This window comes from Nonomuraea zeae (assembly GCF_005889725.1).
In the GTDB taxonomy this organism is placed as follows: Bacteria; Actinomycetota; Actinomycetes; order Streptosporangiales; family Streptosporangiaceae; genus Nonomuraea; species Nonomuraea zeae.
This window is the reverse complement of the sequence record NZ_VCKX01000155.1, coordinates 16,565-29,161: the sequence shown is the minus strand read 5'-3', so window position 1 is coordinate 29,161 and position 12,597 is coordinate 16,565. Positions and strand designations below refer to the sequence as shown.

The 12,597-nt window shown below is 73.0% G+C and carries 11 protein-coding genes and 1 pseudogene; 9 read left to right on the top strand and 3 right to left on the bottom strand.

Going from position 1 to position 12,597, the window contains the following annotated elements; all coding sequences use genetic code 11:
• The 4 genes from ETD85_RS37575 to ETD85_RS37560 all read left to right on the top strand — a co-directional run.
• Window positions 1-3,476: serine/threonine-protein kinase (locus ETD85_RS37575; protein ID WP_138694586.1), on the top strand; the 3,476-nt coding region annotated here is incomplete at its 5' end.
• Between the two features lie 61 nt (window positions 3,477-3,537).
• Entirely contained in the window at window positions 3,538-5,364 is a 1,827-nt protein-coding gene (locus ETD85_RS37570) for a bifunctional copper resistance protein CopD/cytochrome c oxidase assembly protein (RefSeq protein WP_138694585.1), read from the top strand.
• Window positions 5,365-5,437: 73 nt separating this feature from the next.
• The gene (locus ETD85_RS37565) at window positions 5,438-5,851 is read left to right on the top strand and encodes an ArsR/SmtB family transcription factor (protein ID WP_138694584.1); all 414 of its coding nucleotides are present in this window, start codon (window positions 5,438-5,440) and stop codon (window positions 5,849-5,851) included.
• Window positions 5,851-6,756: a cation diffusion facilitator family transporter gene (locus ETD85_RS37560; RefSeq protein WP_138694583.1), complete on the top strand. Its 906-nt coding sequence runs from the start codon at window positions 5,851-5,853 to the stop codon at window positions 6,754-6,756. The genes ETD85_RS37565 and ETD85_RS37560 overlap by 1 nt, the downstream gene beginning before the upstream one ends.
• Window positions 6,757-6,771: 15 nt before the next feature.
• Here ETD85_RS37560 and ETD85_RS37555 read toward each other — a convergent pair whose 3' ends face one another.
• Window positions 6,772-7,638 carry a phytanoyl-CoA dioxygenase family protein gene (locus ETD85_RS37555; protein WP_138694591.1) on the bottom strand — a complete coding sequence of 289 codons (867 nt, stop codon included), beginning with the start codon at window positions 7,636-7,638 and terminating at the stop codon, window positions 6,772-6,774.
• Window positions 7,639-7,656: 18 nt separating this feature from the next.
• On the opposite strand from ETD85_RS37555, the pseudogene ETD85_RS67645 reads away from it, so the two are divergent.
• From ETD85_RS67645 to ETD85_RS37540, 3 genes and pseudogenes are all read left to right on the top strand, one after another.
• Window positions 7,657-7,899 (top strand): annotated as a pseudogene (locus ETD85_RS67645) (AraC family ligand binding domain-containing protein); the annotation flags it as partial.
• Window positions 7,900-8,173: 274 nt separating this feature from the next.
• Window positions 8,174-8,545, top strand: a complete 372-nt coding sequence (locus ETD85_RS37545; protein ID WP_138694582.1) for a helix-turn-helix transcriptional regulator — start codon at window positions 8,174-8,176, stop codon at window positions 8,543-8,545.
• 91 nt (window positions 8,546-8,636) lie between these two features.
• Window positions 8,637-9,923, top strand: coding sequence for an ABC transporter substrate-binding protein (locus ETD85_RS37540; protein ID WP_170247055.1), 1,287 nt, complete (start codon window positions 8,637-8,639; stop codon window positions 9,921-9,923).
• A 57-nt stretch (window positions 9,924-9,980) separates the two neighbouring features.
• Here the strand turns inward: ETD85_RS37540 and ETD85_RS37535 are convergent, their stop codons facing one another.
• Both ETD85_RS37535 and ETD85_RS37530 read right to left on the bottom strand, forming a co-directional pair.
• Window positions 9,981-10,406 carry a nucleoside deaminase gene (locus ETD85_RS37535; RefSeq protein WP_138694581.1) on the bottom strand — a complete coding sequence of 142 codons (426 nt, stop codon included), beginning with the start codon at window positions 10,404-10,406 and terminating at the stop codon, window positions 9,981-9,983.
• 11 nt (window positions 10,407-10,417) lie between these two features.
• A complete protein-coding gene (locus tag ETD85_RS37530; RefSeq protein WP_240779680.1) occupies window positions 10,418-11,245 on the bottom strand; it encodes an LLM class flavin-dependent oxidoreductase in 828 nt (275 codons plus the stop codon).
• A 105-nt stretch (window positions 11,246-11,350) separates the two neighbouring features.
• On the opposite strand from ETD85_RS37530, the gene ETD85_RS37525 reads away from it, so the two are divergent.
• Both ETD85_RS37525 and ETD85_RS37520 read left to right on the top strand, forming a co-directional pair.
• Window positions 11,351-11,806, top strand: coding sequence for an Lrp/AsnC family transcriptional regulator (locus ETD85_RS37525; RefSeq protein WP_138694579.1), 456 nt, complete (start codon window positions 11,351-11,353; stop codon window positions 11,804-11,806).
• Between the two features lie 114 nt (window positions 11,807-11,920).
• Window positions 11,921-12,592 (top strand): C39 family peptidase, encoded by a 672-nt coding sequence (locus ETD85_RS37520; protein WP_170247054.1) that lies wholly within the window; start codon window positions 11,921-11,923, stop codon window positions 12,590-12,592.
• The last annotated feature ends 5 nt before the right edge of the window (window positions 12,593-12,597 follow it).

The following is a 12,597-nucleotide window of genomic DNA, read 5'->3' as shown; positions in this document are numbered from 1 at the left end:
GGGCAGGGGGCCAGGGGGTCGTCTACGAGGCGTACGCGGAGGACGGCCGGCGGGTCGCGATCAAGGTGCCGCACCACGACCAGGGCGCCGGCCTGGCTAAGGAGGCGGCGGCCGCCGCGCGGGTGGCGTCGTTCTGCACGGCCGCGGTGATCGAGACCGGGCTGACCGGGCCCAGGCCGTACATCGTCAGCGAGTACGTCGAAGGCCCGAGCCTGCGGGCGGCGGTGGCGGGCGGGCGCCGGTTCGACGCCGGCGACCTGCACCGGCTCGCGACCGCCGTGGCGACCGCGCTGGCCGCGATCCACGACGCCGGGGTGGTCCACCGCGATCTCAAGCCCGACAACGTGCTGCTCGGCCCCGACGGCCCCCGGGTGATCGACTTCGGGGTGGCCAGGACGCCGGAGATGTCGCTGACGGCGACAGGGGAGGTCAAGGGGACGCCCGCGTACATGGCGCCCGAGGTCTTCAGCGGGCAGCGGGCGGGGATGCCGGCCGACGTGTTCGCGTGGGGCGCGATCGTGCTCTACGCCGCGACGGGCAAGGACCCGTTCGAGGCCGGCAGCCTGGGCGCGGTCATGCACCGGGTGCTGTCGGCCAGCCCGAGCCTGGACCCGCTGCCCGGCACGCTGCGCCCGCTGGTCGAGGCGGCGCTCGCCAAGGAGCCCGCCACCCGACCCGCGGCGCGGGAGCTGCTGCTCGCCCTGGTCAGCGGCGACGCCCGGCTCGACCTGCCGCACCTGCTCGCCGAGGGCGGCAGGCGGGCGGCCGGGGTGCGGGCCACCGGCCCCGACCCGGCGCTCGGCACGCTGGCCGAGGAGTCGTACGCGCTGCTGGAGCCGGGCGAGCGCGAGCTGGCGCCCGAGGTGTTCCTCAGGACGATCACGGTGGGGGAGCGGGGCGACCTGTCGGTGCGCAGGGCCGCGCTGTCCGAGCTGGTGGAGGGCCGTACGCCGCCCGAGGTCGCGTCGGTGACGCGGATCCTGGAGGTGTTCGGCTACGTGCTGGGCAGGGACGGCGAAGAGATCTGGCTGGCCCGCCCCGCGCTGCCGCACGCCTGGCCGCGCTTCCGCCGCTGGGTGGAGGCCAACAGGGACGGGCTGGCCGTGCACAGGGAGATCCTGACCGCCGCGCGCCGCTGGGACGGCGCCGGGCGCAGGGACGGCGACCTGTTCCACGGCAGCAACCTGGAGAACGCGCTGCAGTGGGCGGCCACGGCCCGCAGGAACATCACGCTGTCACTCACCGAACGGGACTTCCTCGCGGCGGGAGCCCGGCTGACCAGGCGCAGGGCCCGCAGGAGCCGGCTGGTCTCGCTCTGCCTCGCGGGCCTGCTGGCGGTCGCCGTGGTCGCCGGTGGCCTGGCGGTCCAGCAGGGCAGGCTGGCCGGCCAGCGCGCGGACCGGATCGCCGCCCAGCGCGACCAGGCGGAGGCGGCCCGGCTGGCCCAGCTCGCCGGCACCCTGCGGCGCACGGAGCCGCGGACGGCGATGCAGCTCAGCGTGGCCGCCTGGCGGCTGGACCGGACCCCGCTGACCCGGGCGGCGCTGACGGCCTCGCTGGCGCAGCGCGAGGTGGCGGCGTTCGCGGACCCGGCGGCGGAAGGGGAGACGCTGCGGGCGCTCAGCCGCGACGGGCGGACGCTGGCCAGCGTGGGCGGCGACGAGGTCAGGCTCTGGGACGTCCGCACGGGCCGGCGGGCCGGCGGCTTCGCCGGACTGGACCTTGCGCGCGCGGGACGGCCGCTCGCCGTCGCGCTCTCGCCCACCGGCCGGGACCTCCTCCTGGTGACCGCACGGGGAGCGCAGGTCAGGAACCTGCGTACCGGCAAGGTGGCCGGCACCTGGACGTTCGGCGCGCAAATGCGCGGGGACCTGGAGGTGTACGCGGGCTACGGCACGGTCGACCGGTACCCGCGGATCTCCATAGACGATTCCACCTACGTCTGGGACCTGCGACGCGGCAGCCGGGCGAAGACCTCCGCCACGCTCGGCCCGATGACCCCGTCGGGCGACGCGGTCTACGCCGCCGCCACCACCGGGCGGATCGACCTGCTGGGCCTGCCGGACCTCACCCGCCGCTCCACCCGCCCGGCCGCGAGCCGCTGCGACGCGTGCGGGATCCCGCTCGCCCTGACCCCCGACGGCCGCACGCTGCTCGAAGCGCTGCCGGAAGGGCTGCAGACGACCTCGCTCACGGACGCCTCCACCGGAGCGATCGGCCACGAGGGCGAGCTCTGGAACAAGGGCGAGCTGACCTATTCCGCCGACGGCCGGCTGCTGGCCTCCGCGACGCGGACGGAGATCCAGGTGTGGCGGTCCGACGGGGCGCTCCTCACCACGCTCCCGCTGGAGGACGGCGTCGACGACGAGCGGCAGGCCGCTCCCCAGGCCGCCTTCGACGGCCGGACGCTGCGCTACCTCGACGCGGAGCGCGTCTACACGGCGGACCTGGGCGACCTGGCCGTGCGCGCCAGGGCGAAGGAGATGTCCTGGTCGTGGGCCGCGTTCACCCCTGCGCACGTGCTGGCCACGGAGGACTTCACCAAGCTGTACCTGTTCGCGCCCGGCGGCCCGGCCGGCACTCCGGTGCTGAGCAGGCCGTCCGACGACGGGGTGAGCGCCGGTGCGCTCAGCCCCGACGGGCGGCTGGCGGCGGTGGGCGGCGCCAGGACGGTCACGGTCCTGGACACCCGCACGCGGCGCGAGCTGACCCGCTGGACGCCCCGCGGCGTCGAGTTCTCCCAGACGGAGTCGCTGGTGTTCAGCCCCGACGGCACCCGGCTGGCCATGGTGCTGGAGGCCATCGACGTGGAGCGGCCCCGCTCGTTCACGGTGGCGGTCTGGGACTGGCGCAGCCACCGCCTGCTGTGGTCGGCGCAGGCGAGCAAGATCGAGGATGTGGAGTTCTCGCCCGACGGGCGGGTGCTGGCCGTGTCCTCCGACGCCCAGCAGCTGTTCGACGCCGCTTCCGGCCGGCCCATGGGTGAGGCGTTCGGCGGCAGCGGCGGGCTCGCCGACTTGGTGTTCACCCGCGACGGCAGGTCGCTGGCGGGCGTGGACGCCCGCGGGCGCGTGACGCTCTACGACGTGGCGACTCGCCGGCAGAGCGGACCGGTCCTCCGCAGCGCACTCGGCGGGGACGCGCTCGCGGTGAGGTCGCCGCGCGCGGACCTCGTCGCGGTGGGGGCGGGGGACGGCCGGGTGCACCTGTTCGACCTGGGCTCGGGCACGGACGTGGGAGCGCTGCGTGACGGGAATCTGGCCGGGCTCGCCGGGCTGGCCTTCACCGCGGACGGTACGAGCGTGCTCGCCCTCGACGGCACCGGCGCGCTCCGCGAGCAGCCGGTCGATCCGGACAAGGTGGCCGCCGCCGTCTGCGCCCGCGCGGGAAGCCCCATCACCTCCGCCGAGTGGGCGCGTCTCGTGCCCGGCATCGGGTACCTGAGCGGGTGCGGGCAGGGGTCCGCCCGCCGGTGAACCGTTCCGCGCGGGGCGGCGTATCCCCGTACATGGGATGCGGGTCGGCGGCGGTGCGGCCGTGAGGGCGCGGACGTGCGCGGCCGGGGCCGTGCTGGCGGGCGTGGTGGTGCTGGTCGCGGCGCTCAAGTTCGGCGGCGGCATCGTCGAGACGGAGATCGCCGGGCTGCCCAGCGCCGGGCCGCTCACCGACTGGGGCCTCCCGCTCGCGCGGTTCGGCGTCAACCTGTGCGCGGTCGGCTGCGTGGGCACCCTGGTGGCCGCGATGCTCGCGCCCGCGACCTCGCCGGAGACGGCCGGCTGCACCCGCGCGGCCGGTTGGTGGGCGCTCGGCTGGGCCGCCTGCGCCGCCCTGAGCTACCTGCTGACCGTGTCGAGCATCATCCCGATGCCGCTCGCCGACCTCCTCGCCTTCCCCGATCTGCTCAGCTTCGGCGCCTCCAGCCCGCAGGCCCAGGCGCTGCTGCTGGTGCTGGCCCTGGCCACGGTGCTGGTGCCGTTCACCCTCCTGCCCCGGGTGCCCGGATGGGCCCGGCTGGCGACGGCCGCGTTCGCGATCCTGCCGCCCGCCTACGTGGGCCACGCCGCCTCCTCCGGCGACCACGACATCGCCGTCTCCGCCCTGCTGTCGCACCTGCTCGCGGCGTCGGTCTGGGTCGGCGGGCTGGTCGCGGTGCTCGTCCACTTCCGGCGCTCCGACGGCCTCGCGACCGTGCTGCCCAGGTTCAGCACGGTCGCCCTGTGCTGCTTCGCGGCGGTCGCCGTCTCCGGCCTGGCCGGCGCGTGGGTGCGGCTGAACACGCCCGCCGACCTCTACCAGAGCCGCTACGGCCAGCTCCTCCTGGTCAAGATCCTCGCCCTGGCGGTGCTGGGCTGGTTCGGCTGGACGCATCGCCGCCGCACGGTCGCGCGCGTGTCCGAGCGCAGTGTCCGTCACACCTTCGTCCGGCTGGCGGCGGGCGAGGCGGTCGTGATGGCGGCCGCGATGGGCCTGGCCGCCGGTCTGTCCCGCACCCCGCCGCCCGTCACCGCCGGCGCGCACGGCGAGCAGGCGCTCGGGTACGACCTCGCCCCCTTCTCCCTCGGCGCCCTGCTCACCGAGGTGCGCCCGGACCCGGCGATCCTGCTGCTCCTGGCGTTGCCCGCGATCGGCTACTGGCTGGGGCTGCGCAGGCTCGCCTCCTGGCCGCCCGCCCGCACCCTCGCCTGGTACGCGGGGCTGGCGCTGGCGGCGTTCGTCCTGCTCGGCGGCGTCGGCGGCTACGCCCGCGCGATGCCGTCCGTCCAGGCGCTCCAGCACGTCGTGCTCTCGGTCGTGGCCCCCGCCCTGCTGTGCCTGGGCGCGCCCGTCACCCTCGCCTCCCGGGCCACCACCGCGACCTCCCAGTACGGCAACCTCGGCGGGCGCGTCCTCACCTGGCGCTTCGTCACCCACCCCGCGTTCGTCCTGGCCGCCTGCACGCTGCCCGGCCTGCTGCTGTACGGGACGGCCTGGCTGCCCTGGTCGCTGTCCGGCCACGTCCCCCACCTGCTCACCGGGCTGCTGTTCCTGCTCACCGGCCTGCCGGCGTTCTGGGTGGCCGCGGGCGTTGACCCGCTGCCGCGCGCGTTCCCGCCGGCCGCCAGGGGCCGGCTGCTGGCCGTGGTCACCCTGGTCCAGCTCACCCTGGGCGTCATCCTGCTGCTCGGGCCGCCCGTCGCGGCCGGCTGGTACGCCGCCGCGGTCCCCGCGGGGGTGCCCGACGTGCTCGCCGACCAGCGGGTGGCCGGGGCCCTGTTCCTGCTCCTGCCGCTGCCGCCGATCGCGCTGCTGGCCGTGGGGCTGGCCCGGCAGGCAAAGGGCACGCCCGGCCGGGTTACGCGCACGTACACCGTCGCGGGCCGGTAGTCCCCGCCCGCCACATCCCCGGTGTCGTGTCGCTCTTGACACATCGCCTGGACGAGCCATTATCGTTGTTCATATGAATAGCTCTTCAGATGGCGGGATGCTGGCCATTGACGGTTGCGCCGTCAAGGTCGTCGACGCCGGCCGCGTCACCGCCGTGCGAGAGCGGATGCCCGCCGCCGAAGACCTGACCGACACGGCCGACGTGTTCGGGCTGCTCTCCGACCCCAACCGGCTGCGGCTGCTGGTGGCGCTGCTGGACGGAGAGCTCTGCGTGTGCGATCTCGCGGCGGTGACCGGCCAGAGCGAGTCGGCCGTCTCCCACGCGCTGCGCCTGCTCCGCGCGCACCGCATCGTCGCCGCGCGCCGCGCCGGGCGGATGGCGTACTACCGGCTGGAAGACCCCCATGTACGGATGTTGCTCGATTTGGCGCTCGCCCACACCGAGCACACCGAGGCCATTCACCCCGAGCGCGACGGGAGCCCGTGATGGGGACGGGACACGGGCACGGTCACGGGCACGCGGGCGGCCGGCACCGCTGGCGGCTCGGCGTCTCCTTCATCCTGATCGGCGCCTTCTTCGTGGTCGAGCTCGGCTACGGCCTGATCTCGGGCTCGCTGGCGCTCATGTCGGACGCCGGTCACATGGCCGCCGACGTGGTCACGCTCGGCGCGGCGCTGGTCGCCACCAGGATCGCCACCCGCCCCGACACCACGGGCCGGCGCAGCTACGGCTCCTACCGGGCCGAGGTGTTCGCGTCGCTGCTGGCCGTGGTGCTGATGCTGGGCGTCGCCCTGTACGTCGTCGCCGAGGCCGTCGGGCGCATCGGCCGGGCCGCCGAGGTGTCGTCCGGGCCGATGATCGTCGTCGGGGCCGTGGGCCTGGCCGTCAACCTGGTCGCGCTCCTGCTGCTGCGCTCGGGCGCGAGCGAGAGCCTCAACGTCAAGGGCGCCTACCTGGAGGTCGTCGCCGACACCGCCGGCTCGGTGGGCGTCATCGTGGCCGGCTGGCTCGTCGCCGCCACCGGCCAGGCGTACTGGGACACCGTCATCGCCCTGGCCATCGGCGTCTTCGTCGCCGTGCGGGCCGTTTCCCTCGGCCGTCAGGTGTTCGCCGTCCTGGGCCAGCACGTGCCCGAAGGTGTGGACGCCGGGGCCGTCGCCGCCGACCTGGCCGCGATCGACGGCGTACGCGACGTCCACGACCTGCACCTGTGGACCCTGACCTCGGGCATGAACGTCGCCACCGCCCACCTCGTCACCGCCGACCAGAGCGACAACCACTCCGTCCTCGACCAGGCCCGCGACCTGCTGCGGCAGCGCCACGGCGTCGCGCACGCGACCCTCCAGGTGGAGCCGGCCGACCACAACGGCTGCGACGAGCTCGGCTGGTGACCCGCGGGCGCGGGGTCAGGCGGGGTCCGGGGCGCCGGCGAACGGCATGTGCTCGCCCGGCACGTACGCCGGGAACGGCTGGTAGACGTTCACGCCCGGCTGCCCGCGCAGCAGCAGGGCCGAGACGAACGGCTGCTGCTCGCTGGTGATCCGGGTCGAGGTCGGGATGTAACGGATGGTCAGCCCGCAGCGCCGCCTGGGCGAGGTGTTGGCGGTGGAGGCGTGCAGGATGTTCGGGTGGTGCACCTCCACGTCGCCGGGGGCCAGCACCAGGTCCACCGCCGCCGACTCGTCCACCGTGATGGCGCTCTCCGAGCCGAGGACGTTGTCCACGTCGTCGCGCGTGCGCAGCTCGTGCAGGTCCTCCTTGTGGGAGCCGGGGATCACGCGCACGCAGCCGTTCTCGGGCGTGGACTCGTCCACGGCCAGCCAGAGCGTGATCACGCGCATCGGCTCCAGCGGCCAGTAGGCGCCGTCCTGGTGCCACAGGACCGGCTTGCCGGAGAAGGGCGGCTTGCTGATGTAGTGCGAGGCGAACAGGGCGAGGTCCGGGCCGAGGAACAGCTCGGCGATGTCGAGCAGCCGGTCGTCGCCGACCAGCCGCACCCAGAACGGGTCGCCCGCGACCAGCTCCGTGGCCAGGTCCTCGCCGAGCCGGTCGGGATACCTGGCGTGCAGCCAGTCGACGTGCGCGCTCGCCTCGGCGATCAGGGCGGGGTCGATGACGTTGCGGAAGATCGTGTAGCCGTCGCGGTCGAAGTCCTTCAGGGTCCGGTCGGCTTCCGTGATCACGATGCGCTCCTCCTGGGGCTGGGCGGGGACGGGCGTCGAGTCGGATTCTTCGGCCTTCTTGGCGTGAGTTACTAGTACTCGCCGCGCCATAAGTATTAATTTCCTGACATGCCGACCATCTTGCGCTGGGTCGAGTTCGCGGTCGGCCTGCCGTACCACGCGGCGCTGGTCCCGGTCACGGGCGGCCGCCGCGATCGCCCCGAGCCGCACAGCCACGCCGACTTCCACGAGCTGGTCCTCGTCACCGCGGGCACGGGGGTGCAGCGGGTGGGCGACAGCGAGATGCCGCTGCGGGCCGGGGACGTGGTCCTGGTGCGCCCGCACGACCGGCACGAGTTCGCCGCCACGCCGGCCGAGGGGAGCGCGCCCGGTCACCTGCGCTTCGTCAACATCGCCTTCCCCAGCGAGCGCTGGCGCGCCTTCGCCGACCTCGCGGGGCTGACGGGCGCGGCGGAGTGGGACCGGCGCGAGCTGCCGCTGTCGGCGCGGGTCGATCCGGGCGGGCCGGTCGCGACCGAGTTCGCCCGCGTGCTGGCCGCCTACTCCGGCGCGCCGCGCGTGCTGGACCTGGTCGGGCTGTGGACGGCGGTGGTGCCGGTCCTGGAGCGGGCCCGACGGCCTGGCCGTGGACCGGCGGCCCGGCTGGCTGGTGACCGCCTGCGCCGCGATGAGCAGGGAGGAGAACCTGCGCGATGGGCTGGCCCGGCTGCAGTCGATGGCCGCCGTCAGCCCGGGGCACCTGGCCCGCTCGATGCGGGCGCACTACGGGTGCACGCCGGTGGCGTTCGTGGCCGCGCGGCGGCTGGAGCACGCCGCGCTGCTGCTGACCACGACGACGGACGGCATCGGACGGATCGCCCAGCGCTCCGGCTTCTCCGGCCAGTCGTACTTCGCCAGGCTTTTTCACGACAAGTACGGCATGACGCCTCGGGCGTACCGGGACGCGACCCGGCGGGCGGTGGTCCCCGCAGCCCTGGACACCCAAGATATCAAGTGATTAGATGACTTCACTTTCGAGCTCGATCTGATGTGAAGCCCGCGGCATGCGGGACGAACCAACCCCCCGAAGATCGAACAGGAGGCCGGGCATGATCCGGTCGCATGTGTTCCGCCTGGCTGCCGTCTGCGCCGCCGTACCCATGCTCGCGCTCGCGGGCTGCTCCTCCTCTTCCGGTGGCGGCGGCGCGCAGCAGCAGGCCGCCAAGACCGAGCTGAAGCTCTACAACGACAAGGGGGCCTGGAGCAAATACTTCGACCAGATGGGCGTCCTGTCCAAGCAGCAGATCGGGCTGTCGATGAAGCCGGTCGGCTACACCGACGAGCCGACCTACCAGGCGTTCATCAAGGCGTCGTTCCGCACGGACGTGAAGCCGGACCTGTTCACGTGGACGACGGGCGGCCGGCTCGCCGAGATCGTCGCACAGAAGCAGGTGGCCGAGACGACGCAGCTGTGGCAGGAGGCCATCAAGAGCGGGGACCTCACCGCCGAGCTGGCGAAGTACTACACCGTGGGCGGCAAGCAGTACTGCGTGCCGCTGAACGCCGCGTACTGGGGCATGTTCTACAACAAGAAGATCTTCGACGAGCACAAGCTGAAGCCGCCCGCCACCTGGGACGAGCTGATCCAGATCGCCGCCACGCTCAAGAAGAGCGGCGTGACCGCGTTCTACCACACCTCCGTGCTGTTCTCCTTCGTCTGGTTCGAGCAGCTCCTCGCCGGCACCGACCCCGACCTGTACGACCGCCTGTCCACCGGCCAGGCCAAGTACACCGATCCGGGCGTCGTCGAGGTGATGCAGCGGTGGAAGTCGATGATCGACGCCGGCTACTTCAACAACCCGGGGGACAAGACCGACCCCGGTGACGTGCTCAAGACCGGCAAGGCCGCGATGGTGTCGTTCGGCACGTGGTTCAACACGAGCATGACGCAGCGGGAGATGAAGGCGGGCACCGACTACGGCTTCTTCACGATCCCGAACGTCAACCCCGCCCTGCCGAAGACCTCCATGATCTTCGAGAGCGGCCCGCTGTGCTCGCTGGCCAAGGCGCCGGACCCGCAGGCCAGCGCGAAATACCTCAAGTGGTGGGTGACCCCCGCGGCCCAGGAGAAGTGGGCCTCCGCCAGGGGCGACGTCTCGGCCAACCCCAAGGTCGCCATCGCCGACGAGGCGATCGCGCAGGTGGGCAAGGCGGCGGGGAGCGGGGAGTTCCGGCTGGTCAACCGCTACTTCGAGGCGGCGCCGCCGCCGGTGCTCACCGCCGCGCTGGACGGCTTCGGCGCCTTCGTCGTCAAGCCGGACGGCTATCAGAAGGTCCTGGAGGACATCCAGCGCGTCGCCGACGAATACTGGAGCACCCACCAGCCGGGCGACTGACCGGTGGGCGTGGCGTGGGGCACACCCACGCCACGCCCCTTCACGCTTGGACGAAGCTCACTTGTAGTAGCCCTCGACCGGGACGCGCGCCTCGTCGTAGAGGCCGGGGCCCTCCTGCGGCACCTGCGGCCAGCCGCCACCCGGCTTGAGGCCGTCGAGCTGCTCCTCGGAGAGCGCGAAGACGACCCGGCCGAGGCCGGATCGCTGGATCGCCCCCGTGCACATGGAGCAGGGCTGGCAGCTCGTGTACATCGTCGTGGCGGCCGCCGTGGCCGGATCCAGCTCGCGGGCCGCCCAGCGGGCCAGCTTCAGCTCCGGGTGCGCGCTGATGTCGGCCTCGGTCAGCGTGGTGTTCTGCTCCTCGGCGAGCACGCGGCCGTCCGGGTCCGCCAGCAGCGAGCCGAACGGCGGGTTGCCGTCCGTCCGCGCCGCGGCGGCGAGCTCGATCGCGCGGCGGAGGAGTCGTTCTTCGTCGTGTGTCACGGTTGTTCCCATCATGGGTGGAGCTGCCAATGGGCGGCGACAGTCGCGAGCATCTGCCACTTCGCCTCGGGGTGGAGGGTCTCGTCCGGGTCGCCGTCGAACGGGTCGAGCACGACCGTCTCGGCTCCGAGCGCGCTCAGCTGTTCGAGATCTTCGACGATCTGCTCGATGGTGCCCTCGCCGGCCAGGCGCTCGGCGCCGGTCACCGGAGAGCCGGTGATCCGCAGCACGATGCGCGGCGCGAAGCCGGGCACCGGGCGGTCGCCGGCGACGGCCTTCATCCGGCCGGTCGCCTCGCGCAGCCAGGGCAGGGTGTTCCTGAGCGGATGCCAGGCGTCGCCGAGCCGGACAGCGCGGGAGATTCCGGCGTCGCTGTTGCCGCCGATCCACAGCGGCAGCGGCCCAGCGCGGTAGTCGTCGGCGTCCTCCCGGGCGGCGCGCAGCGCGAGGAGGACGTCGTCGGTGAGCTTGCCGCGCTGGTCGAACGGCACGCCGAGGGCCGCGAACTCCTGCCGGGCCCAGCCGGAGGCCACCCCGAGGACCAGCCGGCCGCCGCTGAGCTGGTTGAGGTTCGCCGCCATGCGGGCGGTCAGGAGCGGATGCCGGTACGGCGCGATGAGCACCGTCGTCCCGAGCCGGATCCGGCTGGTGAGGCCGGCGAGCCAGGACAGGGTGGTGAACGGCTCGTAGAACGGAGCCGGATACTGGGCGGCGACATCAGGCGTCACCGCGACATGGTCGGAGACCATCAGCAGATCGAAGCCGAGCCCCTCCACCGTCTGCGCCCAGCTGCGCAGGACGCCTGGATCGGTGCCGGGTCCAAAGTTCGGAACATTCACGCCTATTCGCACCGGCTCAGGCTATCCAGGCGATCATCCCCGGATGAAGGGACTCCTCCCGGTGTAGGAGGTATATGTCCGGGATTTTGCCGGTATGTTGGCCGGATGGCCGAGAACCTTGATGCCACCGACTGGGCGATCCTCGTGGAGGTGCAGCAGGACGGCCGCATCCCGTTCACCGAGCTGGGCCGGCGGGTGAACCTCAGCTCCTCGGCGACGACCGAGCGGGTGCGGCGCCTGGAGTCGATGGGCGTCATCACCGGCTACCACGCCGACGTCGACCTGGAGAAGGCCGGGTACGCGGTGCTCGCCGTCGTCCGGCTCAAGTATCCGGGCAATCGGCACGAGCCGCTGCACCGGCTGCTCGCCGAGCGGATGGAGATCCTGGAGTGCCTGCGGACGACCGGCGACGACTGCTACACGCTGAAGGTCGCCGCGGCGTCCATGAGCCATCTGGAACGGCTGATCGGCGAGCTCGTCGAGTTCGGGAGCACGACGACCAACATCGTCTACAGCCAGACGCTGCCGTACCGGGGCCCGCGGCGAGCCGCGGACGCCTGAAGGGCCTCCGTTACCCCGGTGCCGCTGACCTCAATTGATTCTGTACAGTAACGAACTCCTGGCAATCTGTGTATTTTGGTCACTCTGGTATCCCCTCTTACACGGAGAGACTGCGTGCGTTCCGCAAGACTCGTTCTCGGTGCCGCCCTCGCCGCCGGTGTTCTGTCCACCGCCGCGCTCCCTGCCGCCGCCGCGCAGGCCGCGATCCCGGCACCGGTCAGCGCCGGCCCGGCTGGGCTGCCGGTCCCGCCGGGCCGGGCCACGGTGACGATCAAGGGACAGGCGCAGCAGACGGGTTACTACTGCGCGCCCGCCGCCGGTTCGATCCTCCTACGTGCCTTCGGCATCAGCAGGAGCCAGGCCCGGCTGGCCAAGGAGATGAGGACCGACGCGGAGGCGGGCGCGACCAAGCGGCCGAACACGCTCGCGGTGCTCAACGCGTACGTGGGGCCGAAGGGCTACGGATTCCGGCTGACCTATGCGAAGGACGACCCGGCGGCGCTCATGTACCGCGTCTCGCAGGCGGTGGGCGTGCACAAGAGGCCCACGATCGTCGCGGTGCTCGGCAACAAGCTGCCGTGGAGCAAGGGCGAGCGCGACGTGGGGCACGCGATCGTGGCCTACGGCTACGACAGGTCGAAGGGCACGATCGCGGTCTGGGACCCGAACGGCCGCCGCGGCGCCACCGGGAAGCACGTGATCTCGGCCAAGGCCCTGGCCGCCGTCGTCCACGACCTCCCCGCCGACGGGCTGGGCGGCGTCTTCGACCTCTACAGGACGCTCTAGCCCCT